The organism is Enterobacter sp. ENT02 (assembly GCF_019219165.1).
Lineage (GTDB): Bacteria > Pseudomonadota > Gammaproteobacteria > Enterobacterales > Enterobacteriaceae > Enterobacter > Enterobacter mori.
Genome location: NZ_JAHUWD010000002.1, coordinates 898,291 through 923,082, shown reverse-complemented (window position 1 = coordinate 923,082; position 24,792 = coordinate 898,291). Strand labels below are relative to the sequence as shown.

General features: G+C 54.3%; 25 protein-coding genes. 17 read left to right on the top strand and 8 right to left on the bottom strand.

Translation table 11 applies throughout. The features are described from left to right. Positions 1 to 38: 38 nt before the first annotated feature. The gene (gene oqxB, locus KW829_RS10420; RefSeq protein ID WP_218308152.1) at positions 39 to 3,194 is read right to left on the bottom strand and encodes a multidrug efflux RND transporter permease subunit OqxB; all 3,156 of its coding nucleotides are present in this window, start codon (positions 3,192 to 3,194) and stop codon (positions 39 to 41) included. A 24-nt stretch (positions 3,195 to 3,218) separates the two neighbouring features. Beyond that, positions 3,219 to 4,394, bottom strand: coding sequence for an efflux RND transporter periplasmic adaptor subunit (locus tag KW829_RS10415; RefSeq protein ID WP_089598737.1), 1,176 nt, complete (start codon positions 4,392 to 4,394; stop codon positions 3,219 to 3,221). A gap of 337 nt (positions 4,395 to 4,731) precedes the next feature. On the opposite strand from KW829_RS10415, the gene KW829_RS10410 reads away from it, so the two are divergent. From KW829_RS10410 to KW829_RS10390, 5 genes are all read left to right on the top strand, one after another. Further along, positions 4,732 to 5,085 carry a helix-turn-helix domain-containing protein gene (locus KW829_RS10410; protein ID WP_029485062.1) on the top strand — a complete coding sequence of 118 codons (354 nt, stop codon included), beginning with the start codon at positions 4,732 to 4,734 and terminating at the stop codon, positions 5,083 to 5,085. 70 nt (positions 5,086 to 5,155) lie between these two features. Next, positions 5,156 to 5,473, top strand: a complete 318-nt coding sequence (locus tag KW829_RS10405) for a YebG family protein (RefSeq protein WP_010430597.1) — start codon at positions 5,156 to 5,158, stop codon at positions 5,471 to 5,473. Between the two features lie 96 nt (positions 5,474 to 5,569). After that, positions 5,570 to 5,785, top strand: coding sequence for a DUF6500 family protein (locus KW829_RS10400; protein ID WP_218308151.1), 216 nt, complete (start codon positions 5,570 to 5,572; stop codon positions 5,783 to 5,785). A gap of 1,121 nt (positions 5,786 to 6,906) precedes the next feature. Continuing rightward, positions 6,907 to 7,542, top strand: a complete 636-nt coding sequence (locus KW829_RS10395; protein ID WP_218308150.1) for a transglycosylase domain-containing protein — start codon at positions 6,907 to 6,909, stop codon at positions 7,540 to 7,542. Positions 7,543 to 7,992: 450 nt separating this feature from the next. Continuing rightward, positions 7,993 to 8,394, top strand: a complete 402-nt coding sequence (locus KW829_RS10390) for an SgcJ/EcaC family oxidoreductase (RefSeq protein ID WP_218308149.1) — start codon at positions 7,993 to 7,995, stop codon at positions 8,392 to 8,394. Between the two features lie 55 nt (positions 8,395 to 8,449). Here KW829_RS10390 and KW829_RS10385 read toward each other — a convergent pair whose 3' ends face one another. Next, complete coding sequence (locus tag KW829_RS10385) at positions 8,450 to 8,905, bottom strand: hypothetical protein (protein ID WP_218308148.1); 456 nt, start codon at positions 8,903 to 8,905, stop codon at positions 8,450 to 8,452. Positions 8,906 to 9,607: 702 nt separating this feature from the next. Between KW829_RS10385 and cspA the strand changes: the two genes are divergently transcribed. After that, positions 9,608 to 9,820 (top strand): RNA chaperone/antiterminator CspA, encoded by a 213-nt coding sequence (cspA, locus tag KW829_RS10380; protein ID WP_010430585.1) that lies wholly within the window; start codon positions 9,608 to 9,610, stop codon positions 9,818 to 9,820. A gap of 208 nt (positions 9,821 to 10,028) precedes the next feature. Beyond that, positions 10,029 to 10,187 carry a YnfU family zinc-binding protein gene (locus KW829_RS10375; protein ID WP_213329513.1) on the top strand — a complete coding sequence of 53 codons (159 nt, stop codon included), beginning with the start codon at positions 10,029 to 10,031 and terminating at the stop codon, positions 10,185 to 10,187. Between the two features lie 43 nt (positions 10,188 to 10,230). Here KW829_RS10375 and KW829_RS10370 read toward each other — a convergent pair whose 3' ends face one another. After that, entirely contained in the window at positions 10,231 to 11,115 is an 885-nt protein-coding gene (locus KW829_RS10370; protein WP_218308230.1) for a LysR family transcriptional regulator, read from the bottom strand. A gap of 115 nt (positions 11,116 to 11,230) precedes the next feature. On the opposite strand from KW829_RS10370, the gene KW829_RS10365 reads away from it, so the two are divergent. The 4 genes from KW829_RS10365 (at position 11,231) to KW829_RS10350 (ending at position 15,193) form a co-directional block, all read left to right on the top strand. Further along, the gene (locus KW829_RS10365; RefSeq protein WP_218308147.1) at positions 11,231 to 12,358 is read left to right on the top strand and encodes an alpha/beta hydrolase; all 1,128 of its coding nucleotides are present in this window, start codon (positions 11,231 to 11,233) and stop codon (positions 12,356 to 12,358) included. 49 nt (positions 12,359 to 12,407) lie between these two features. Further along, the gene (locus KW829_RS10360; protein ID WP_218308146.1) at positions 12,408 to 13,604 is read left to right on the top strand and encodes an MFS transporter; all 1,197 of its coding nucleotides are present in this window, start codon (positions 12,408 to 12,410) and stop codon (positions 13,602 to 13,604) included. 72 nt (positions 13,605 to 13,676) lie between these two features. After that, positions 13,677 to 14,300 carry a glutathione S-transferase family protein gene (locus KW829_RS10355; RefSeq protein WP_218308145.1) on the top strand — a complete coding sequence of 208 codons (624 nt, stop codon included), beginning with the start codon at positions 13,677 to 13,679 and terminating at the stop codon, positions 14,298 to 14,300. Positions 14,301 to 14,455: 155 nt separating this feature from the next. After that, complete coding sequence (locus KW829_RS10350) at positions 14,456 to 15,193, top strand: YoaK family protein (RefSeq protein WP_218308144.1); 738 nt, start codon at positions 14,456 to 14,458, stop codon at positions 15,191 to 15,193. Here the strand turns inward: KW829_RS10350 and KW829_RS10345 are convergent. Continuing rightward, positions 15,143 to 15,592 (bottom strand): MerR family transcriptional regulator, encoded by a 450-nt coding sequence (locus KW829_RS10345; protein ID WP_218308143.1) that lies wholly within the window; start codon positions 15,590 to 15,592, stop codon positions 15,143 to 15,145. The genes KW829_RS10350 and KW829_RS10345 overlap by 51 nt on opposite strands. 92 nt (positions 15,593 to 15,684) lie before the next feature. On the opposite strand from KW829_RS10345, the gene KW829_RS10340 reads away from it, so the two are divergent. From KW829_RS10340 to clcB, 6 genes are all read left to right on the top strand, one after another. Continuing rightward, on the top strand, positions 15,685 to 16,632 hold the full coding sequence (locus KW829_RS10340; protein WP_218308142.1) for an NAD-dependent epimerase/dehydratase family protein: 948 nt from the start codon (positions 15,685 to 15,687) through the stop codon (positions 16,630 to 16,632). 275 nt (positions 16,633 to 16,907) lie between these two features. Next, positions 16,908 to 17,618, top strand: coding sequence for an osmoprotectant ABC transporter permease OsmY (gene osmY / locus KW829_RS10335; protein ID WP_042718248.1), 711 nt, complete (start codon positions 16,908 to 16,910; stop codon positions 17,616 to 17,618). An 18-nt stretch (positions 17,619 to 17,636) separates the two neighbouring features. Beyond that, positions 17,637 to 18,536: an osmoprotectant ABC transporter substrate-binding protein OsmX gene (gene osmX, locus KW829_RS10330; RefSeq protein WP_218308141.1), complete on the top strand. Its 900-nt coding sequence runs from the start codon at positions 17,637 to 17,639 to the stop codon at positions 18,534 to 18,536. 8 nt (positions 18,537 to 18,544) lie between these two features. Then, on the top strand, positions 18,545 to 19,192 hold the full coding sequence (gene osmW, locus KW829_RS10325; protein WP_006808875.1) for an osmoprotectant ABC transporter permease OsmW: 648 nt from the start codon (positions 18,545 to 18,547) through the stop codon (positions 19,190 to 19,192). Next, the gene (osmV, locus tag KW829_RS10320) at positions 19,192 to 20,340 is read left to right on the top strand and encodes an osmoprotectant ABC transporter ATP-binding protein OsmV (protein WP_010430562.1); all 1,149 of its coding nucleotides are present in this window, start codon (positions 19,192 to 19,194) and stop codon (positions 20,338 to 20,340) included. The genes osmW and osmV overlap by 1 nt, the downstream gene beginning before the upstream one ends. 102 nt (positions 20,341 to 20,442) lie before the next feature. Continuing rightward, complete coding sequence (gene clcB, locus KW829_RS10315) at positions 20,443 to 21,753, top strand: voltage-gated ClC-type chloride channel ClcB (protein ID WP_218308140.1); 1,311 nt, start codon at positions 20,443 to 20,445, stop codon at positions 21,751 to 21,753. Here clcB and bioD read toward each other — a convergent pair. The 3 genes from bioD to KW829_RS10300 form a co-directional block, all read right to left on the bottom strand. Next, on the bottom strand, positions 21,688 to 22,383 hold the full coding sequence (gene bioD, locus KW829_RS10310; RefSeq protein WP_010430557.1) for a dethiobiotin synthase: 696 nt from the start codon (positions 22,381 to 22,383) through the stop codon (positions 21,688 to 21,690). The genes clcB and bioD overlap by 66 nt on opposite strands. 130 nt (positions 22,384 to 22,513) lie before the next feature. Continuing rightward, positions 22,514 to 23,734, bottom strand: coding sequence for a sugar metabolism global transcriptional regulator Mlc (gene mlc, locus KW829_RS10305; protein ID WP_218308139.1), 1,221 nt, complete (start codon positions 23,732 to 23,734; stop codon positions 22,514 to 22,516). A gap of 121 nt (positions 23,735 to 23,855) precedes the next feature. Beyond that, positions 23,856 to 24,761, bottom strand: coding sequence for a LysR family transcriptional regulator (locus KW829_RS10300; RefSeq protein ID WP_010430552.1), 906 nt, complete (start codon positions 24,759 to 24,761; stop codon positions 23,856 to 23,858). Positions 24,762 to 24,792: the final 31 nt, after the last annotated feature.

The window sequence follows — 24,792 nt, the reverse complement described above, 5'->3', positions numbered from 1 at the left end:
CTTGCTATGAAGGCGGTTTTTTATTATCTGCAACATCCCTACGCGGGCAGAACATCCCTTTCCGCTTTTTTGCCGCGCGTCACGAACTTACGCAGCGTCACGTAAAACACCGGCGTCAGGAACAGACCAAACAGCGTCACCCCCAGCATCCCGGAGAACACCGTGATCCCGGTAACGCCGCGCACTTCTGCGCCCGCGCCGTGGCCGAGGATCAGCGGAATGGTCCCGGCAATAAAGGCGATGGAGGTCATCACAATCGGGCGTAAACGCAGGCGGCACGCCTCCAGCGCGGCTTCCATAATGCCTTTGCCCTGAATTTCCAGCTCGCGGGCAAACTCCACGATAAGAATCGCGTTTTTACACGCCAGCCCCATCAGCACCACCAGCCCTACCTGCACGAACACGTTGTTATCGCCACCGGTCAGCCAGACGCCAAACAGCGCGGAGAGCAGGGTCATTGGCACGATGAGGATCACCGCCAGCGGTAGCGTCCAGCTTTCATACAGCGCCGCCAGCACCAGGAACGCCAGCAGCACCGCGACCGGGAAGACGATCAGCGCCGTATTGCCCTGCGTGGCCTGCTGGAAGCTCAGGTCCGTCCATTCAATGTTCATCCCGTTCGGCAGGATCTGCTTAGACATTCCGTCCAGCTGCGCCATCGCCTGCGAGGACGAAAGTACGCGCGGGTCGGCATCGCCAATCAGATCCGCCGCCGGATAGCCATTGTAACGAATCACCGGGTCCGGGCCGTAGGTGGTCGTGATATTCACCATACTGCCAATCGGCACCATTTCACCCTGGCTATTGCGGGTGCGCAGATTCGCAATGTCTTCCACGCTGTCGCGGAACTGCCCGTCGGCCTGCGCCATTACGCGCCAGGTACGCCCGAACTGGTTGAAGTCATTCACGTACGACGAGCCCAGATAGGTTTGCAGCGTACCGAAAAGATCGGTCAGCGACACGCCCTGCGCTTTCGCCTTGTCACGGTCAACCTGCACGTCAAGCTGCGGAACGTTAGCCTGGTAGGTTGAGATCGGGAAGTGCATTCCCGGCGTCTGCATAATCGCACCGGACATGGTGTTTATCGCGTTTTGCAGCGCGCCATAACCCAGACCACCGCGATCCTGAATGTACAGGGAATACCCCGACCCCTGACCCAGCCCTAAAATCGGCGGCGGCAGGATGGAGAAGCCAAAGCCCTGCTGGATTTGCGCGATTTTCGCGTTGATCTCCGCGTTAATTTCCGCCGCAGTATGTTTACGCTGGTCGAACGGCTTCAGGCCGAAGAAGACCGTCCCCGTATTCGGCGTGTTGGTGAACTGCAGCGCGTTCAGCCCCGGGAACGCAACCGCGTAGTCCACGCCTTCGGTATTCATCCCGATTTCGCTCATTTTGCGGATCACCGCATCGGTGCGCGCCAGCGACGAACCTTCCGGCATCTTCACGCCGCCAATCAGGTACAGTTTATCCTGCGTCGGAATAAACCCGCCGGGAACCGCTTTAAACATGACGCCTGCGGCACAGAGCAGCAGCAGATACACCACAAATACCGAGCCGCGTCGGCCCAGCGTTTTACCCACCAGCCCCTGATAGCCGTTCGAACTACGGTGGAAAAAACGGTTAAACGGACGGAAAATCCAGCCGAACAGACGATCGATAAGCCGGGTCGGGAAATCTTTCGGCGCGCCGTGCGGTTTTAACAGCAGTGCCGCCAGCGCCGGAGAGAGCGTCAGCGAGTTAATGGCGGAGATGACCGTGGAAATCGCGATCGTCACCGCAAACTGCTTGTAGAACTGCCCGGTAACGCCCGAGAGGAACGCCATCGGCACAAACACTGCGCACAACACCAGCGCAATCGCGATAATCGGCCCGGACACTTCCCGCATCGCCTGATGCGCCGCCGCAAGCGGAGCAAGCCCCTCTTCAATGTTTCGCTCGACGTTTTCCACCACCACGATGGCGTCGTCCACCACGATACCAATGGCCAGCACCAGCCCGAACAAACTCAGGGTATTCAGCGAGAAGCCCAGCAGGTAGAGAATGCTGAAGGTCCCCACCACCGAAACCGGTACCGCGATCAGCGGAATGATCGACGCGCGCCAGGTTTGCAGGAACAGGATCACAACCAGCACCACCAGCACCACCGCTTCCAGCAACGTTTGCACCACTGCGCGGATGGAGTCGCGCACGAAAACGGTCGGATCGTAAGGTGCCGCCCACTTCATATCTTCCGGGAAACGGGTCGACAGTTCGTCCATTTTCGCGCGCACCGCGTTAGACAGATCGATGGCGTTCGCCCCTGGAGACTGGAAGATACCAATCCCGACCGCGTCTTTGTTGTTCAACTGAGAACGTAGCGCATAGCTGCCGGAGCCCATTTCGATACGCGCCACGTCGCGCAGGCGAACGACCGTACCGTCCTGCGTCGTTTTCAGGACAATATTGCCGAACTCTTCTTCGGTATGCAGACGGCCCTGGGCGTTAATGGAGATCAGGAAATCGCTCTCTTTCGGCAGCGGCTCGGCACCAAGCTGCCCGGCGGATACCTGCACATTCTGCTCCTGCATCGCCGTGACCACATCCGAAGCGGTCAGCCCGCGGGCCGCCACCTTGTTGGGATCCAGCCAGACGCGCATCGCGTATTCACCCGAGCCGAAAATCTGGATCTGGCCAACGCCGGGCAGGCGCGCCAGCTCGTCCTTCACTTTCAGCGTGGCGTAGTTACGCATATACAGGGAGTCGTATTTACCGTTTGGCGAAAACAGATGCACCACCAACGTCAGCGTCGGGGATTGTTTCTGGGTGGTAATACCCAGACGCCGCACGTCTTCCGGCAGACGCGCTTCGGCCTGCGCGACGCGGTTTTGCACCTGAACCTGCGCCTGATCCGGGTCAGTCCCCGGACGGAAGGTGACGGTGGTGACCAGCACGCCGTCCGAGCCCGCGACGGACTTCATATACATCATGTTCTCAACGCCGTTGATCGCCTCTTCCAGCGGCGTCGCCACGGTCTCAGCAATCACTTTCGGGTTGGCGCCCGGGTACTCCGCGCGCACCTGCACGCTTGGCGGCACGACGTCAGGATACTCGCTTACCGGCAGCAGCGGGATGGCGATTAACCCTGTGATAAAAATCAGAATCGACAGCACCGCGGCAAAAATCGGCCTGTCGATGAAAAAACGGGAAAAGTCCATGGGTTGGATTCTCAGGTCAAGGGATCAGTTGAGGGCGCTGGTGGCGGTCATGGCAACGGTTTTGGCGTTAACCGGCATACCCGGCATAAACACTTTTTGTAAACCCTCGACGATAACTTTATCGCCAGGGTTCAGCCCCTGCTGCACGATGCGTAGCCCGTCTGCCAGACGTCCCGGTGTGATATCGCGACGCTGTGCTTTGCCCTCTTTATCAACCACGTAAACATACTTGCGATCCTGATCGGTCAGCACCGCTTTGTCGTCGACAAGCGTGGCTTTGAATTCCGCGCTGCCCGGCAGGCGTACGCGGGCAAAGAGTCCCGGCGTGAACTGACGCTGCGCGTTATCCAGCAGCGCACGCATGCGGATGGTGCCGGTACTCGGCGTTAGCTGATTATCCAGAAAATCCACTTTGCCCTGATGGGGATATCCCTCCTCGCCCGTCAGGCCAATCTCAACCGGTAGCGCCGTGTGATTGCTGGACGCCCCCTGCCCGCTGCGGGCCAGGTTTTGATAGTGAAGGTAGGTTGACTCGTCCACGTCAAAGTAAACGTACACCGTCTTCTGCGAGACCAGCGTGGTGAGGACGCTGGCGGTGTCGCCCGCGGTCACCAGGTTCCCGCTGGTGATCAGGGCCCGGCTGGCGCGACCATCGATAGGCGCGGTGACCCTGGTGAAATCGAGGTTAAGTTGCGCGGCATCAACCGCCGCCTGTGCCGCGCGAATGTCGGCCTGCGCCTGGGTGGCAGCCGAACGACGCTGCTCCCACTCTTCGCGGGATACCACGTTGGTATTGACCAGCTTATCGGTACGGTTCGCTTCACTACGCGCCAGGTTGGCCTGCGTTTTGGCTCTCGCCAGCGTAGCCTGCGCCTGTTCCAGTGCGGCGCGATAGGTTCTGTCATCGATAGTGAACAGCACCTCACCCTTTTTTACTTCCTGGCCGTCGGTGTAATTCACTTTATCAATGTAGCCGGAAACGCGCGGGCGTAGCTGAACGCTCTCCACCGCTTCGATCCGGCCGTTAAAGCTATCCCACTGGCTGATGGATTTCACGACCACGTTAGCGGCACTGACAGCGGGTGCTTGTGGCGCAGCGTTTTGCGCGACGCTGTCATCGCACCCGACGAGCAGCACGGAGGCGAACATCGCCCCCAGCGCGCTCAGATGAAAGTTACCCCAGGTTTTTTGCAGGCTCATTATTTTTATTCCGGTAATTGTAGCCGCCGGGCAAGACGCAGCGGGAGGCGCTGCGCCACTTCCTTTGTCCGGTGGCTGGCTTAAGGCCATTTGTGTCGTTCATCGCCACAAAACTGTAACAGTTGCGAATACACTATTCCCGGCGATTGTAGGAAGGCGCTTAATTAAGTGCAAGAATAATTGTTGCACTTAATGTGCTATTTGAGTCGATGTTAAAACACCCGTTTCGGTCAGGGATTTAAATGCAACAATAAAACTTGCAATTAATACAAAAACGCGCCACCTTTAAATGCAACAGATAAAGATACTTTTCTCTATGCAGCGTGGGGGTAACAACATGAACACTGGCGCATTTATGCATGATTTACTCGACTGGATCGACAACAACCTGGATAGCCGTCTGGATATTGAGTCCGTTGCCAGGCGTTCCGGCTACTCAAAATGGCATCTCCAGCGCCTGTTCAAAGAACATACGGGCTATCCCCTCGCCGGGTATATTCGCGCGCAAAAGTTGCAAAAATCGGTTGAGCGCTTAACCCACAGCGACGAGCCGATTTTGAACGTGGCGATCGCGCTGGGCTTTGACTCCCAGCAGTCCTTCAACCGCAGCTTTAAGCGTCAGTATGGTCAGGCACCTGGGGCATGGCGGCGGAGCATGGGTGGCCCGGAAACACAGCAACTGCGCCAGTAATGCATATTTTGCTGCAACTTCGATCTGTAGCTGCTATACTGTATATAATTACAGTATAGCGAGGTGCACGATGGCTGTTGAAACAAAATTTGTTGTCGTAAGAAAAGGTGAAGAGAAAATGACTTTTGCCAGTAAGAAAGAAGCTGACGCTCACGACAAGCTGCTCGATATGGCAGACGCGTTCACCGACTGGCTGTTGCAAAGCGGAATGCAGATGGATGAAACGCAGGCTGAGAATCTTGGCCTGTATCTCGCCGAGCAGAAAGAGACCGTGCAGCATATTCTGCGTACCAGCAAACTTCCCGATCTCACTGCCCCAGCTACAACGGATAAAACTGAATCCGATGCGGCTGACACGAAAAAGATCAGGGCTGTAAAAGCGGCCTGATTCTCAGAATGCGTCATCAACGATCCTGTAGCCGCAAGCAGCCATCTGCTTGCGGCTTTTTTTTAGCCCGAACATGAAAAGAGTAAAGGAGATGACGTGCGGCAAGGAATGAAGGAAAAAATCATCCGGATCTGTGATTCAAAAATTGCTTCAAAGGGAAGCAACGTTGGGCTTTCGTTTTATGCTTTTTTTGCTAATAAAAATGACGATCCTGAACTGCTTATGGAAGTGGCGCACTGGTGGATTATGGAGATGAAACTGGACCATTTTGAAAAGGCTGAAAAGATCAGAAACCTCGTCTTGGCCCTGTAGCACGCTAAAACGGGATGGCCGGTAACATTGCGGGATTGCATTGCTCTGACCGTCGCATAAATCTTCACAGACCAGTCAGCCAATCGTCGCTGCGCACGTAAGCCTGCTTCTTATCGCGCGTTGTGCAGCATCCGCTGTTTCTTTGATGTTGGCGCTAACAGGGTATTTTTTGTTCGTGGCGCAGTCCACTTTGTGCCAGTAGTGGACAAAGCTGGCATAACTATAAATCTCTCAACGCGGAGCAAGTCAGTCAGTTGGTAACAGGAGAGAGTTGTCAAAAGTTGTCTCCCGCTACCATCGTCATCGGAGATTCTTAAGTGTGCGCACTATAAGTCACTGTTGCTTCAATCTGTAACTTATAGGATTAAAAATTTGATCTTACACAAGCGCCTTTATAGTATAAGTGCCTTTTATCTGATTTGTTAAGATAAAATTTGGATTTTTATTCTATAGATTGGGTTTTATTCCCTATGGGATAGGAATGTATTCATAACATGAAGCTCATAAATTCCAGCGAGCTAGTTTTTAATCGGCGAAGTTGCTTTTTTCTCAGAAATGTAACATTATATAAGAAACATTCTGTCAAAAGAAATTTATGAATAAATTCACTGATTTTTTAACATATTTTGGGAATGGCTTGAGCCATCTCTAACCTTTATTTCCACAAATCAAATCTTAAGTGGTGCTGTTGCTACCCTCATTGCAGCTGTATTGATTTTTATATTCAAAGAATATATTAAACCGCCACCAAATTTTTCGGGCGTCTTTGAAATTGAATGTGAAACACTAAAATCCGCATACAATCCCTACTTGAATTTAAAAACATTTTATACACTGACTTTAATATGTGACAACAATAACATTGAAGGGTTTATTGAGAAAACAAAAGACGTTGAAAACAATAATAATATAAGACCATACACTGGTAAGCATAGAAGTACTGGAGAGGTTCGAGGGGTGATTAAGAGAAATTACTTAAGGAAAAATCATGCCTCATTGAATATAAAAATGGAAGGTGAGTTAAGGAGTTATACCATTTTGTTGTATTTCCAAAAGGTGAATGCAGATGCTATGCATGGCAAATTTTGGTCCACAGCTGCAGATTCATCAGGAGACGTGAAATGGCAGCGAAGCGCTTTTTGATTACCTTACTGTCATCGCCATACTTGCTATTGGCATTAATCGTTTTTAAATTCAGGGTAAAAAGTATTATGGAAGATTATTATAAATGCATTGATTATATAAGGCTTAGTTCGATAAATGAAAGATCTATATCTTTATCTTTGATTGATATATTAAGAGTGGCTGAGGATCATCGACAACTATTACACAGGGGTGTTGATCCAGTTGCTATTTTAAGAACTATATATCTGAGATCATTTAAAAATATTCATCAAGGCGCAAGTACTATAGACCAACAATTTGTTAGAACAATAACTAAAAGATATGAGAAAACAGTTCGAAGAAAAATAAGAGAGCAAATATTAGCCATTCTTATCAGGAAAGTAACAACAGCAGATGATATCTGCATAGCATATATATCCTGTTGCTATTTTGGCTATGGCACTTATGGGATAGCTAAACTTACCAAAGCTCATGCAAGCATTAGTGACTTTGGCATAGCTGCACGGGTTAAGTATCCATTCAGGAAAAACATTGATGACCTTACTGAAGGCAAATTTAATCGAAGGGCGCTATATCTTTCTCATCTATGTAAAATAAACCCGGATAGGGCGTCGATTTTTTTACGAAAATAAATTAAAAATATCAGTCAATGGAAATTTTAAAAGTGTGTATTTTTGAAATGTGTTGTGTATTTTTCATATGCTTCTGCTGAGGCACGTTATTTTCCTATGATTTTAAAACTACTTGCAGTGGTTAGATTCTGTCTGGTTTGAACTGGGGGGATTATAGAAATGCATTTGAAATTGTCATCTAAGATGAATGTTTATACAATTTCATTGTTCAGTCATTTAATGATTATGTTTTGTTTCTATTATCTCCTGACCGTCCGCCAACCACTGGAAGTGGCAGATAAAAATTGCCTTTTTGACAGATATTTACATGTCCGCTTTTCGCTCTTAGCAGACCTAACGTTACCTCCCCCACCTCTTCCCTCAACGCTACCAGCCATAAAACCTGGTAGCTATACAAACGCACCAGGCTGTTACGTTAATACCTGATTAGCCCATAACGAGGAATCGCGCATGACCACACATCCGCTACGCCAGATAATCGAATCCTGTGACCACGCCATCACCACCAAAAACTATGACGCCCTGATGGAGTACTACGCCGACGACGCGGCTCTGGTGGTCAAGCCCGGCATGACCGTGAAAGGCAAAGACAATATCCGCAGAGCATTTATAGCCATCTCTGATTATTTCCAGGACCAGCTGATTGTCGAACAAGGAGAGATGCAGGTGATCGAAGGAGGTGATAATGCGCTCGTTATCATGGAAACCGTTCTGCGTTTTCCTGATGGTCAGGGAGGGACAACAGAAATGTCGCGTCGCGCTACCTATGTTTTTCGGCAGGAAAGCGACGGTCGCTGGCTTTGTACTATCGACAACTCCTACGGTACGTCGCTTCTGGATAACGGGAACTGATCGCATTAATTACATGGTTTCAAAGGGGCACTGCCGCCCCTCCCCGTCAGCGTCCTTAATGCGCAGTAATGCGCGGCTCCTTCACAAACTCAGCCAGCAGCCACACCATATCGTGCAGCAGGCCCGTTAGCTCTTTCGCTACGTAAGCGGGCAGCGTGCCCCCCATAACCGCTTGCGTCAGCGCCAGAACATAGTCCACCTGAGTCAGGGTGTCCTGCCAGCAATCCGGCACGCAGGAGTTCAGTTTCTCACCCATGATCAACTGTTCTATCAGGTGGGGAGGAAGATCGACATCGCAGAGTTTACGCAGCCTGCGCAGGGCCTGAAGAAGACGCTCACACAGCGCAGTACGGCTCGTGGCATCATCGGTTTCGACCAGCACGCTCACCAGCGCGGCGCAGTTGTCGGCGACGTCAAATAGATCGGCATCAGCCGGAAGCGGTCGGGAGATAAGTTGCAGAATGACGTTTTCGTCAGATGGAAGGTAAGTCAGGGTTGGGATAGTAGCCATCGTAAGGCATCCTCAGTGTATAAAAATTGGGTGAACCACCCGATGAGTTCCTACGCTCGAGGGGGTAGCGCTGACAGAGGTAGGAATACCGCCCACAGAGAAAACGGCCAGCCTTGCGGCTGCTCCGTCAGCGCCACCGCAATTTTAACGAGATCGGCGTTGTCGCGACATAAAAATATCGCTCTGTAGATGCGGGTTCCTACGCCCGATTGCGGATGTGCCGCAACGCAGGCACTTTACGACCGCGACCCGTTGAGAAAAAGACCTAACACTTAATTTCATAAGGTTACTTTGCGGTTTGCGAGGCGCCTTCCAGAATGACAACGCTGCCCTCAATTTTAAGCGTATCAATCACCGCTCCAGGCGCAGGCGACACGCTACGGTGCGGATATTGGGTTCTTGCCAGGCCTCGGCAGCTAATAGGGTATTCAGGATATTATCAGCCGTTCAGCCATCCGGGTGTTTAAATGGTTAAAATAAAATAATATTTACATTGCGGTAATAAATATTCTATGTCTTAATAGCGTCATCGGTTTGGAAAACAGACCTTATGAAAGCAGTTTTAGTAAAGCAGTCCTCAGTTCAGGTGTTATCCTTAGATATCCCTTCTTCATGAGCCTTCTCCTAAGTGCCAAATAAGTAACTCTCTCAATACAGGCCATCATCGCCGCACTATGTGGCTCATAAATTAAGGAATTATCTATGTCTAATAAAATGACTGGTTTAGTAAAATGGTTCAACGCAGATAAAGGTTTTGGCTTTATCACTCCTGACGACGGCAGCAAAGATGTATTCGTGCATTTCTCTGCAATCCAGGGCGATAACTTCAAAACTCTGGATGAAGGTCAGAAAGTGTCCTTCACCATTGAAAATGGCGCTAAAGGCCCTGCGGCCGGTAACGTCACTGCACTGTAACAGGTGCTCATTATCAGTGGCGCTTACGATAGCGATGAAGGCGTTGGCCTGAGCAGTTATGTGCTACTGATAATAAAATGAACCCGCCCCGAGCGGGTTTTTTATTTATACTTCCTGACGTCTTCATCTCTTCAAATATTGTTAAAAAAATAAGTCATCATCATTTTAATCGTGTATTGTTTTTGTCCCCTTATAGCAGGAGCTCCCTATGTCAGTACGTAAAAAAACACAAACTCATCGTAATTATTTAGTGAAATGCACATGTCCAGGCTGTGCAAAAGATTCAGAACACAGCTTTAGCCGCGTTCAGAAAGGCTCTCAACTTGTCTGTCCGTCTTGCAATACCCTCTTTAAATCTTCCAAATGAATGAAGGCGTGTTCCTGCCATTCTCTTTATCCCTGAAATAAAGCTATATTTTCAGCGTATCGATCACAGCCCTCAGGGCAGGCGACACGTTGCGGTGCGGATAATAGAGGTACAACCCGTCCATGCGCAGGCTATAGCGCTGCAACACCCTGATCAGCGTTCCGCGCGCCAGATCGTCAGCCACCAGCTCCACCGGGACATAGGCCAGCCCAAGCCCCAGCCGGGCGGCTTCAGCTTCCATGTAGCTGTCAGACAGCGCCCATTGTCCCTCTGGCCGATGGGTGATTTTTTTCCCGTCCTGCACCAGTTCCCACTGATAGTCACTACCGTCGGCAAACTGATAGGCAATGCAGGGATGATCCACTAAATCGGCTGGCGTCTGCGGAAAACCGTAGCGTCTGAAGTGTTCCGGGGCAGCCACTGCGGCCATTTCCATATCAGGCGTGATACGCACGGCAATCATTCCCTGCCCCACTTCCGGCCCCAGTCTGACACCCGCATCAAACCGCTCGGCGATAATGTCGACGAAGCGGCTTTCATTCATCAGTTCCAGCCTGATGTCCGGATAACGCTGTTTAAAAATGGCGAGCTTTGGCAGCAGACATTTATCGATAGCATGCTGGCTGGCATTAATACGCACCGTGCCGGACGGCGTCTGACGATAGTGTGCCAGGGTCGCCAGACCCGTATCGAGCGTATCGAATGCAGACTCGGCGGTCTGATAAAGCTGTTCCCCGGCGTGGGTAAGCGAGAGCTTGCGCGTGGTGCGGACCAGAAGTTGAACGCCCAATCGCGCTTCCAGCTCGCGAACCGAGCGGCTGATACCGGATTGCGCCAGCCCAAGCCGAAGCGCGGCCGCCGTGAAGCTCCCTTCCCGTACCACCTGCATGAACAGGTACAGCTCATTATAGTTTTCCCGTTTTGCCATCATGCCCACCTATTTATAACAATATGATATGAATCCTAGCAGATTTCGCCCTCTAATCAGCACTATTTCTGCTAACTATAATGACCGCAACACAACAACCCCAGGGTTCATTTCCATGAAAACATTTACCCAAAAACTGTCCGTTGCGATGTTGCTATGTGCATCATTAAGTGGAGTGACAACAATGAGTTATGCAGAAACCACCAACCCAAACGCGCCTGTTTCGATGGTGAGTACATGGGATAAAACCTTCGCCGAAAGTGACAAAGTCGATCACCGTAAGGTGTCCTTCCAGAACCGATACGGGATCACCCTGGTGGGCGATCTGTATCTTCCCAAAAAACGCGGCGACCGCAAGCTGGCGGCGATTGCGGTCAGCGGGCCGTTTGGTGCAGTCAAAGAGCAGTCCAGCGGCCTGTATGCGCAGACCCTGGCGGAGAATGGGTTTGTGACCCTGGCGTTCGATCCGTCCTATACGGGCGAAAGCGGTGGCCAGCCGCGCAACGTCGCGTCTCCGGATATCAATACCGAAGACTTTAGCGCGGCGCTGGATTTCCTGGGGTTGCAGAAAGAGGTTGATCGTAACCGCATTGGTATTCTCGGCATCTGCGGCTGGGGCGGTATGGCGCTGAATGCGGCCTCCATGGATACCCGCGTGAAAGCGGTCGCCACCAGCGTGATGTATGACATGAGCCGGGCGATGGGCCACGGCGTGGGCGACGGGAAAGATCGCTATTCAACGTCTGACCGCCGTGCCGTTCTGCAGTATCTGAACGCACAGCGCTGGAAAGATGCTGAGAACGGGACCTTCGCGCACGGCGGTCATGACATTTATGTCGATGAGAACGGCAAGGTGACGGCGGCTGAACGTATTCTGCCAGAGGCGTTGCCAGCAGACCCGCATCCGGTACTGAAGGAGTTCTATGACTACTACCGCATGCCGCGCGGCTTCCACGCGCGTTCCGTCAACTCCACCGGCGCATGGACCGCGACCACACCATTATCCTTTATGAATATGCCGCTGCTGAGCTATGCCGGGGAAATTACTATCCCGACGCTTATCGTAACCGGTGAAAAGGCACACTCCCGCTACTTTGCTGAAGATGCGTTTAAAGCGGTCGGCAGCAAGCAGAAGGAACTGGTGATTGTTCCGGGCGCAAACCATGTCGATCTGTACGACAACGTTGCCGGGAAGATCCCTTTCGCGCAGTTTGAACAGTTCTTCAAAACCAGCCTGAAATAAACCGCTCCGCCGCCCGTGTTAAGCGGGCGGTGTTTCGTGAAAGATGACTATGTCCACTCTGAATCCTACCACCTCACAGAATGAGGAACGCGCGCACTGGGGCGGTATTTTTGCCATGACCCTGTGCGTATTTGTCCTGATTGCCTCGGAATTTATGCCCGTCAGCCTGCTCACGCCCCTTGCCAGAGATTTGGGCGTTACAGAAGGGCTCGCTGGCCAGGGGATCGCAATTTCCGGCGCGCTGGCGGTTCTGACCAGTCTCTTCCTTTCCCGGCTTGCCGGGAATATGAACCGCAAACACCTTCTGCTGGGCATGACGATCCTGATGGCGCTCTCGGGGATGATTATCGCTTTCGCCCCAAACTATCTGGTTTACATGACAGGCCGCGCGCTGATCGGTATCGCAATAGGTGGGTTCTGGTCCATGTCTGCCGCAACGGCCATTCGCCTTGTTCCGCAGCATCAGGTATCGCGCGCGCTGGCGATATTCAACGGAGGGAACGCGCTGGCGACAGTGGTGGCAGCCCCACTGGGGAGCTATCTCGGCGCCACCATTGGCTGGCGCGGTGCCTTCCTGTGCCTGGTTCCTGTAGCGATAGTCGCCTTCATCTGGCAGTGTTTTAGCCTGCCGGGTATGAGAGGGAATCAGTACGATGCCTCGCGTGGAAGCGTTTTTCGTTTGTTCCGTCAGCGAGCGGTCTCTGTGGGTCTGCTGGCCTGCGGCCTGTTCTTTATGGGACAGTTTGCGCTGTTTACCTACGTGCGGCCGTTGCTTGAAACCGTCACGCAGGTCAGTCCCTCTGGCTTATCGCTGATTTTACTCACCATCGGCGTCGCGGGTTTTGTTGGCACACTGCTCGTTGCCATGGTTCTGAACGCGGCGTTTTACCCGACGTTAATCGCCATTCCCCTGCTGATGGCCGTCATTGCAGGCGTGTTGATATTGACCGGTCACAGCCTGTGGATCGTTGCCCTGCTGTTAAGCTTCTGGGGGATGCTGGCGACGGCGGCTCCCACAGGATGGTGGACATGGATTGCGCGAACGCTGCCGCAAGATGCCGAAGCCGGTGGCGGGTTAATGGTCGCAGTGATCCAGCTCGCCATTGCGCTCGGCTCAACGGCGGGTGGTATGGTGTTCGATCATAGCGGCTGGCAGAGCACGTTTGCATTGAGCGGAATATTGCTCCTGGGCGCGGTTGTGTTGACGCTTCTGCTTTCGCGTCTTCACAAATCACTCGCCGGATGATTTGTTGACGCTTTTCTTCACCGCTGGTGTATTGTTTTTAAACGATTCATCACTTTGAAGAGAAGCGGCGACATGATTAACATCCTCGGCAAAACCACCTCCATCAATGTTCGTAAAGTGCTCTGGACCTGCGAAGAAGCAGGCCTCGCGTATCAACAGGAAGACTACGGCAGCGGTTTTGCCTCAACGGAAACGGATGCCTTCCGCGCGCTGAACCCCAACGCCATGGTGCCGGTACTGATTGACGGTGATTTCGTGCTGTGGGAGTCCAACGCCATCTGCCGTTATCTGGTGCGCAAGGCCGGACGTCACACGCTGCTGCCCGCAGAGCCGCAGGCCTGCGCCAACGTTGAGCGCTGGATGGACTGGCAGGCAACCGAATTCAATAACGCCTGGCGCTATGTCTTCCCGGCGCTGGGACGTAAAAACCCGGACTTTAACGACCCTCGGCGCATTGCAGCGGGAATAAAAGAGTGGAACCACTGCATCACCATTCTGGAAAACCAGCTGCAGCGCACCGGAGCCTTTGCAGCGGGCGAGACGTTTACCCTTGCGGACGTGGTGCTTGGGCTGTCGGTGAATCGCTGGAAGATGACGCCGTTTGATAAGCCCGACGTTCCCGCGATTGAGGCCTGGTTTGAACGTCTCAATCAGCGCCCGGCGTTTTTGCGTCACGGCAATAACGGCATGATGTAAAGTATTTACGCCCCCATGTTGAGCAAGGATATTTTATTTAATTACTAAACCCTTAAACGTATCAGAAGGAATAATAATCAAGCCATATCCTGGACAGCCCGTTGCACCGCTTTGCTAGCCTGACTATTCAGGCAACGCTCAACCTGGAGGTATTCTTGCTGATTAGACTCAAGAAAGAACGAACGCATAAGGAGGATCGCCGGCTTGCTCTCTGGCTGGCGACCTCGGCAGGTTTACTGAATGCCATCGCCCTCGGCGCATTTGGTTTTTTCCCCTCACACATGACCGGCAACACCTCACAATTATCCAGCGAAGTCTCTTCCACCGACCTGAGCGATATGATTTTCTTCGGGTCGATTATTCTCTCCTTTGTCGCAGGCGCCATTATTGCGCGCACGATCGTGATATGGGGCATTATCCATAACGTCCGGTTGGTTTTTTGCCAGATCCTTTTTGTCGAAGGGATATTGCTGACCGGTGTCTCCTTCTACGAAATGTTTTTTCATACCCTCACGAGCAACCGCGAAATTATTCTTTTTCTGTGCGGCCTGATGGGCATTCATAATTCCACTTCCACGCAGCTGTCCAGTGGACGGGTGAGATCGACGCATATTACCGGGACGCTGACAGACGCGGGAATATCCCTGGCCTCCGTACTGGTGGCAATGCTCCGCAGGGATTACTCCAAAGATACGGCGGCACAAAAAAGCCAGTTGAAAACCCACTTAACCACCCTTTTCTCGTTTATCACGGGCGGTATCGCAGGACTGCTGCTGTTCAGGTGGATCGGGTTTAACGCCATGCTGGCGCTCGGGTTGATGCTCGCCGTGGTCGCTATCGTTTCAATTATCACCGTCTCGACGCGGGTTCGACGGGTTCGGGCTACCGTCTGAGTGTTGCAACTGCCCCAGCAGGCGCTGCATGTTGACGTCGCAGGAGATCCCATCCGGACGGTTGGTGATGCTTGCGACCAGCGTCAGCAATTCTCTGCGGTTTTCCTCAAGCTGCTTCTGCATCGCTTCTATTTCGGCAATACGCGTCTTCAGGGACTGGATCAGTCCCTCATGATCCCAGTGCTGTTGCGGCTGCGGCAGGAAGCGGCGTATTTGCTCAAGTGAGAACCCGGTACGTTGCGCGTTATCGATGATGTTCAGCAGCGCTGCCGCCTCTTTAGAATACGAGCGGTACCCGTTCCCCTGCCTGACAGGCTGCGGCAGTAGACCTTCCGCCTCATAAAACCGAATACGCGACGGGGAAATACCCGTCATTTTCGACAGCTCGCCAATTTTCATTGCATCTACTCTTATGTATTGACCTTAAAGTTAACTTTAAGCTTAAACTTTTTATACGGTCAACCGGATCGTCATCTCATCAGGGAGCTCATATGCAAACTATTCTGGGTGCCAGCGGGCAAATCGCCCGTGAACTGACCCGCGAATTAAAACGCGCCTATACCGACGATATCAGGCTGGTCAGCCGCCATCCGCAGAAAGTTCACGCCAGCGATATCACGGTGGCGGCCAATCTTCTGGATGCGCAGCAGACGCAGGAGGCGGTTAACGGCAGCGATACGGTCTATTTTACCGCCGGTCTGCCGCCGGATTCCGCACTGTGGGAGCGTCAGTTCCCAACCATGCTGGAAAATGCGCTGGATGCAACGCGAAAGGCGGGTGCAAAATTCGTCTATTTTGACAATACCTACATGTACCCCCAGAGCGACGTGCCGCAAACTGAAGAGACGCGCTTTGCGCCCCGGGGACGGAAAGGCAACGTGCGTGCGCTAATGGCCAACCGAGTGCTTGCCGAAATGCAGCGGGGCGACATTCCCGTCCTCATCGGTCGGGCACCAGAGTTTTACGGGCCTGATAGAACGCAGAGCTTCACGAATACGCTCATTATCGACAGGTTGAAGCAGCACAAATGCCCGCGCGTTCCGGTACGTGACGATACGCTTCGCACCCTCATCTGGACGCCGGATGCCAGTCGTGCGCTCGCCCTGCTGGGCAATACACCTGATGCCTTCGGGCAGACGTGGCATTTGCCCTGCTGCGATGAAAGGCTCACGTATCAAAATTTTGTCGCTCTCGCCTGCAGTATCTTCGGCCAGAAAGCGGACTACACCGTGCTGGGCAAGCTGGCATTCGCCGCGACGGCGCTGTTTTCACAGGGGGCGCGCGAAATGCGTGAACTGTTGCCCAGATACGACGTTGATAACCTGTTTGATTCGACGAAATTTAAGCGGCATTTTCCCGACTTCCCCGTCACCTCATACCGGCAGGGTCTTGAGAACATCTGGCAGGAATGGACATCTAAAGCGCACAAAACAGCGTAGACGCGCTGCCGCACCGTCAGCGGTGCGGCCTGATCCTGTGACAACGTCACATTCACTTCTCGTCTTTAGGACTATTCTGCCTGCACCTCTTTCAGCCCTTACGCCATAAGGCTTAACCCGAGGTTGTCACTGTTTTCATAGGGTTACTGATTTTACCCCTTCGCTGGAACCCTTCCCAAACGCTTGCTATAGGTGAAATACCCCTGCCGAAACATGGCATAACAACAGGCAACCGGTGGTTGCTATAACGCATGCGCACAGGGAGACACACCGCAATGCACCCATTACTCAAACGTTCGCTGCTGTTTGTCGGCGCCATTATCGTGGTTCTCGCCCTCCTCGTCTGGGGCATTGGGCTGGAGACGATCAGGGCGCGCCAGGTTGACCTGGTCTATCTCGGGCAACAGCACATGATTCTGGTTTTCTCGTCGATGTTCTTTGCCCTGCTGGTCGGTATTCCGAGCGGGATCCTGCTGAGCCGCCCTGCGGCGCGAGGTATCGCCGAATACGTCATGCAAATCTTCAACGTCGGCAATACGCTGCCGCCGCTGGCCGTTCTGGCGCTGGCGATGGTGGTGATTGGCATTGGCGATACGCCCGCCATCATCGCCCTGTTCCTCGCCTCGCTGCTGCCGATAGTGCGTAACACCTACGCCGGGCTGTGCTCGGTCCCGCCGTCGCTGCTGGAAGCGGCAAACGGCATCGGAATGACCAAATGGCAGCGTCTGCGTCAGGTTGAGCTGCCAGCCGCCTGGCCGGTCATGCTCTCGGGGATCCGCATTGCCACCGCCATTAACGTCGGGACCGCACCGCTGGCGTTCCTGATTGGTGCCAGCAGCTACGGCGAGCTGATTTTCCCCGGTATTTACTTAAACGATTTCCCGACCCTGATCCTCGGCGCGGCGGCAACCGCCCTGTTCGCCCTGATCCTCGATACCCTGCTGGCGGCGCTGGGTCGCGCGATGAGTCCCCATCTCGCTCGATAACAATAACAAGGAGCTTTTATGAGACTGTTTTCCAGCCTGACGGCGCTGTGTGCCGCGGCGCTTTTCACCAGCCAGGCGATGGCGGCCCCGTTGATTCTGGCGACCAAGAGCTTTACCGAGCAGCACATTCTCTCGGCAATGACCGTGCAGTACCTGCAAAAGAGAGGTTTTCAGGTACAGCCGCAAACCAACATTGCCACGGTAATTTCCCGCAACGCGATGATCAACAAGCAGATTGACATGACCTGGGAGTACACCGGCACGTCGCTGATCATCTTTAACCACATCAACAAGCGTATGTCGCCCCAGGAGTCTTACGAGACGGTAAAACGCCTGGACGCGAAGCACGGTCTGGTCTGGCTCAAGCCTGCCGACATGAACAACACCTATGCCTTTGCCATGCAGCGCAAGCGCGCCGAGGCGGAACATATCAACACCATGTCGGAGATGGTGGCGAAGATTGAGCAGATCCGTAAAACCAACCCGGACAAAAACTGGCTGCTGGGCTTAGACCTGGAGTTTGCCGGACGCAGCGACGGCATGAAACCGCTTCAGGCGGCCTATAACATGGAGCTGGATCGCCCACAGATCCGCCAGATGGACCCGGGCCTGGTATACAACGCCGTACGCGACGGGTTTGTCGATGCCGGACTGATTTACACCACCGACGGGCGCGTGAAAGGCTTCGACCTCAAGGTGCTGGAAGACGATAAAGGCTTCTTCCCGAGCTACGCGGTGACGCCGGTGGTGCGTAAAGACACACTGGAGGCCAACCCCGGTCTGGAAGAGGCGCTCAACACCCTCTCGGCCCAGCTCAACAACGACGCTATCACCGAACTGAATAAGAAGGTGGATATCGACCATCAGTCACCGCAGCAGGTCGCCCGAGATTTCCTGCGTAGCAAACAGCTGCTGTAGGAGGCGCTATGGAGACGATTCACTACATTCTGGACAACTGGGATTACCTCTTAACCCTGACGCTGCAGCATCTGTGGCTGGTGGCGCTGGCCGTAGGTTTAGCCATCATCATCGGTGTACCGCTGGGCATTCTGATTGTCCGCCACAAGTGGCTGGCAACGCCGGTGCTGGGGATAGCCACCATCGTGCTGACCATTCCGTCCATCGCCCTGTTTGGCCTGATGATCCCGCTGTTTTCGCTGATCGGTCAGGGTATCGGTGCCCTGCCTGCAATCACCGCTGTTTTTCTCTACTCATTGCTGCCGATTGTGCGTAACACCCATACGGCGCTCGACAGCCTGCCGCCTGGCCTGCGCGAAGCCGGGCGCGGCATCGGCATGACCTTCTGGCAGCGCCTGCGCTGGGTTGAGATCCCGATGGCGCTGCCGGTGATTTTCGGCGGGATCCGCACCGCCGTAGTGATGAACATTGGCGTGATGGCGATTGCCGCCGTGATCGGCGCGGGCGGTCTGGGGCTGCTGCTGCTCAACGGCATCGGCGGAAGTGATATTCGCATGTTGATCGCGGGCGCGCTGATGATTTGTCTTTTAGCGATTGTGCTCGACTGGCTGCTGCACCGTCTGCAGGTGGTTCTGACTCCAAAGGGGATTCGATAATGATAAAACTGGAAAACCTCACCAAACAATTTTCACAGAAGCACGGCCAGACCTTTAAGGCCGTTGATAACGTCAACCTGAACGTGCCCGAAGGGGAAATGTGCGTCCTGCTCGGCCCTTCCGGCTGTGGGAAAACCACCACGCTGAAGATGATTAACCGCCTCATTACCCCGAGCAGCGGGACAATCCTGATCAACGGTGAAGACACCAGCGGGATGGACACCGTCACCCTGCGCCGCAACATTGGCTACGTGATCCAGCAGATTGGCCTGTTTCCGAACATGACCATCGAAGAGAACATCACCGTCGTGCCGCGCATGCTGGGCTGGGATAAAGCGCGCTGCAAAACCCGCGCCGAAGAGCTGATGGATATGGTGGCGATGGATCCGCATAAGTTCCTCAATCGCTACCCGCGCGAGATGTCCGGCGGCCAGCAGCAGCGTATCGGCGTGATCCGCGCCCTGGCGGCTGATCCTCCGGTGCTACTGATGGATGAACCCTTCGGCGCGGTGGACCCGATCAACCGCGAGGTGATCCAGAACCAGTTCCTGGAGATGCAGCGCAAGCTGAAAAAAACCGTCATGCTGGTGAGCCACGATATCGACGAAGCCCTGAAGCTCGGTGACCGCATTGCGGTGTTCCGTCAGGGGAAAATCGTGCAGTGCGCCAGCCCGGATGAACTGCTGGCGAAACCGGCGAATGAGTTTGTCGGCTCGTTTGTCGGTCAGGACCGTACGCTGAAGCGTCTGCTGCTGGTATCCGCAGGAGACGTGACCGACCAGCAGCCGACCATTACGGTGCGGGGTTCTACCCCGCTTCCCGAAGCCTTTTCAACCATGGATGATAATGACATTCGCGCGATTACCGTGGTCGATGAGCACGGCAAACCGCTGGGCTTTGTGAAGCGTCGCGAAGCGCGTAACGCCAGCGGTACCTGCGCCGACATCCTGCATCCGTTCCGCATGACCGGCAAAGCGGAAGACAACCTGCGCGTGGTGCTTTCACGTCTGTATGAGAGCAATACCAGCTGGATGCCGATTGTGGATGAGGACGGGCGCTACAACGGCGAGATTTCTCAGGACTATATTGCCGAGTACCTGAGTTCAGGGCGTACGCGCCGGGCGCTAAATATTCATAGTGAGAGTTAATCTTTCAGGCCGGGCATCGCCCGGCTTTTTCGCACGCATACCTTTTGCTAACCCCACGATTTCCCGCCACAATATTGTATCTTTTCCGTTGACTCGCGACCCATGCAACGTCTTCACGCCTACCCCGACATTCGCGCGATGTTTCGCCGATTACTGATTGCCACCGTCACCGGCGTGTTGGCCGCGCTGGCCGTTGCGGTATTCCGCCACAGCATGTATCTGCTGGAGTGGCTGTTTCTAAGCAACGACAGCGGCAGCCTGGTGAACGCCGCCGCCGCATTATCGCCCTGGCGACGGGTGCTAACGCCCGCGCTGGGCGGTCTGGCTGCTGGACTGCTGCTCTGGGGATGGCAACGGTTTACCGCGCAGCGGCCTCACGCACCAACCGATTATATGGAAGCGCTGGAAACCGAAGACGGACAGTTTGATTACGGTGCCAGCCTGGTGAAATCACTCGCTTCTTTGCTGGTGGTCGCCAGCGGCAGCGCCATCGGGCGTGAAGGGGCGATGATCCTGCTTGCCGCCCTCGCGGCTTCCCTGTTCGCCCGGCGCTTTACCCCTAAATCAGAATGGAAATTGTGGATTGCCTGCGGGGCCGCTGCCGGGATGGCCAGCGCCTACCACGCCCCCTTAGCCGGAAGCCTGTTCATCGCTGAGATCCTGTTTGGCACGCTGATGCTGGCCTCGCTCGGCCCGGTGGTGATTGCTGCGGTGGTCGCGCTGCTTACGACCCGCCTGCTTAGCCCCGGCGCAAACACCCTTTATCAGGTCCACCTCAACGAGAGCCTTACCGCGGTAGATTATTCCCTGATTGTCGGCATGGGACTGCTGGCCGGGCTGTGCGGTCCGCTGCTGATGTGGCTGATGGCCTACAGCCACGCTCTGTTTCTGCGCCTTAAGCTTTCACCGCCGTGGCAGCTGGCGCTGGGCGGGCTGATCGTCGGGCTGCTGTCGCTGCTGACGCCGAAGGTGTGGGGGAATGGCTACAGTGTGGTTCAGGCTTTTCTTCTCGCCCCGCCGTTGCTGTCGGTGATTGCAGGCGTGTTTATCTGTAAATTGCTGGCGGTACTGGCAAGCAGCGGCTCGGGCGCGCCCGGCGGGGTGTTCACACCGACGTTATTTGTCGGCATGGCGACAGGAATGCTGTTTGCGCAGCTATCCGCGCTGTGGTTTCCAGGTGCTGAGACGGCAATTTTGCTGGGGCTGGCAGGTATGGCAACGCTGCTGGCTGCCACGACGCATGCGCCGATTATGTCGGCACTGATGGTCTGTGAAATGACCGGGCAGTATTTTTTACTGCCCGGCTTGCTGGTCGCGTGCGTCGTCGCGTCGGTACTGTCGAGGACGTTACGCCACGACTCTGTCTACGGACCCCATACTGCTGAAAGCAGAGAGGTCGATGTACTGCGCTAATTCGCGCTGCTCGGCGCGCGGCAGGTAGGGCAATTCACCCACTAAAGGCCCGGGGAGTTTTTTGCTCAGCACCTCGATGATTTCAGCGTAGTGCGCAAGCCCCGGGTTAATACGGTTAGCCACCCAGCCCACCAGCGGCAGACCGTCATTGGCAATGGCCTGTGCCGTCAGGAGGGCATGGTTGATGCACCCTTCCTGAATGCCGACCACCATCACTACGGGCAGCTGTTCCTGCACCACCCACTCGGAAAGCGGGCGTAAATCATTCATCAGGCTGCGCCAGCCGCCGGTGCCTTCAACCACAACGTGGTCCACTTTCTCGCTCAGGCTCGCCAGACCGTCGGAAAGCAGGCTGTAGTTGATCAGGCCGCTGTGCGCCACGCTGCTCTCATCCTCGCTTAGCGCGATAGGATTTACCGCGTGATAAGGTAATTCAATGGACGAAACGCTTTGCAGCACCAGGGCGTCTTTATTACGCAATCCGTCTGGCGTCTCTTTACTGCCTTTTGCGACCGGTTTGTACCCTGCCACGCGTTTACCGCTGGCTGCCAGAGACTGCAGCAATGCGCGGGATACGACGGTCTTGCCGACAGAGGTATCAGTACCAGTAACAAAGAAACGCTTAAGCATGACTCATTCCACCTCTTGGGTATGCTTCGAAAATATAAACCAGGTAAATAATTCAGTGGGGGAAGTCTACGGGATGCGTGCGCTACCCGGCTTGAGATAGCGCAATATTTCTTACATCTATGGAAAAGAGTTAACCCTGCAACAAACGGATCAGTAAAGAGCCGTTATACATCGCATCTTTCACCAGCGCGGCACCGGCCATGGTTCCCTGGTTCGAAAATTGGGTGCTTTCGACCGCGATGTTTTTACTGTACGCAGGAAGCGCCTGCTGGTTGATGCAGGCAGAGATCGCCGGAAAGAGAATCTCCGCCGCCTGGCTGAGCGGTGAACCAATCAGAATTTTTTGTGGGTTAAACAGATTGACCATAATGGCGAGAATGCGGCCCACGTTGTTACCGACGCCCGTGATGATATCTTTCGCCAGTAAATCCCCTTGTCGGGCTGCCGCGCAGAGAGAATCCACGGTAAGCGGCTGGCCGTGAAGCGAGGAGCTCATCGACTGGCTGAGCCTCACCTGCGCCAGCTCCAGCACGCTTTCGACGCTGGCAATGGTCTCCAGGCAGCCGTGGTTCCCGCAGTAGCAGCGTTTACCGTACGGGTCGACCTGCGTGTGACCGATTTCCACCAGGCTGCTGCTTCCGGCGTGCAGCAGGCGACCGTCGGTAATCACCCCCGCCCCCACGTTGTGATCAATCACCACCTGAATAACGTCGCGCGCGCCGCGAGATGCGCCAAACAGCGCCTCCGCCATGGTCCAGGCGCTGATATCATGCTGAATGTAGACGGGCACGCCGGTATGGTTTTTCAGCACCTCACCCAGCGGCATCTCTTTGACATTGTCATAAAACGGCATGCGGTGCACGATGCCATTCTCGGTATCAATGATACCCGGCATGGTGATAGCAATCGCCGTTAACCGTTCAAGCCGCTGCTGATGGCGGATAAAGAAGTGATCGATATGGGTCAGGATAGCGTCAAGAAGCGGTTGTTCCGCATCGAGCGGGAGCTCCAGCCGGTCTTCCACCACCAGCTTGCTGCTGAGATCGCGCAGCGCAAGGAAGATCTCCCCCCGGCTGATGCGCAATGACAGGTAGTGCCATGCTTCCGTTTCTACCACCAGCCCGACAGCAGGACGTCCACGGCTACCCGGCTCCTGTATTTCCGTCTCCTGGACCAGGTGAGCTTCCAGCATTTCGCGGACTATCTTGGTGATACTGGCGGGTGCCAGTTGTGCCAGGCGCGAAAGATCGATACGCGAAACCGGACCGAGCTGATCAATCAGGCGATACACTGCGCCTGCATTGGTCTGCTTAATCTGATCAATATGCCCTGGCTGGCTATCAGCAACCACCTCGTACTCCCTTATTTTCGAGCTTCGAAATAAACTGTTGGCTATGGTGAAGCACTTCACCAGGCGTCGTCAAATATTTACTTAGCCATGTGATTTACCGCACATTTTTACCCCAGTTTCCCTATAAATATCGCCCTGCCGAGGCTGTAATGAGCTGCTTTTTAAACCGCTGCGCCGCCTGACTCTGTTCGCGATGTTTTGACCAGACCAGCCACATCTCGGAAACCGCCTCTTTTTCGGCAATCGCCACCCAGCGCATTTCCTGCAATTGTACCCGCTTAAAGGACGCCGGGAGAATAGAAACCCCAAGTCCGGCGGCAACCAGACCAATAATGGTCATGGCCTCCCCCACTTCCTGAGTAATAACCGGGGCGAGATCGTGGCGACGCATCAGGCCCAAAATATCGTCATACAGACCGGTGCCGACCTGAGGGTCAAAAAAGACAAAGGGCTCTTTTGCCAGCTCTGCCAGCGTCACGGAAGCTTGCGACGCCAGAGGATGATCCTGCGGGATCATCGCCATCAGGGGTTCGCGCAGGATAACCTGCCACGCCAGCGTATCCGGTAGTGCGGTATTACGCATCAGCCCCAGGTCGAGCGCCCCCTCGTTGAGCGGCGAAATTTGCTCGCGGGTGTTTATTTCGCGGGTCTGAATATGCACGTCCGGGAAATGGCGGCGGAACGATGAGAGGGTTTCTGAGACGGCGCTGATGAAGGGCGCCGACGAGGTAAAGCCGATCCGCAGTTCGCCGGTCTCCCCCAGATACAGCCGCTCCGCCCTGGCAGCGGCGTCATCCACCATGCTCAGAATTTGCCTGCTGTCGGCCAGGAACTGCTTGCCCGCGGCGGTCAGGCTCACGCTACGGTTCGTACGCGCCAGCAGACGCGCCCCAACCTGCTGTTCGAGGATCTGAATTTGCTGGCTGAGCGGTGGCTGAGAGATGTTCAGCCTCGCTGCCGCGCGGCCAAAATGCAGCTCCTCCGCTACCGCCACGAAGTAGCGTAAATGACGCAGTTCGATATTCATATTTTTAAAGTATCATTTGAGATTATTAATA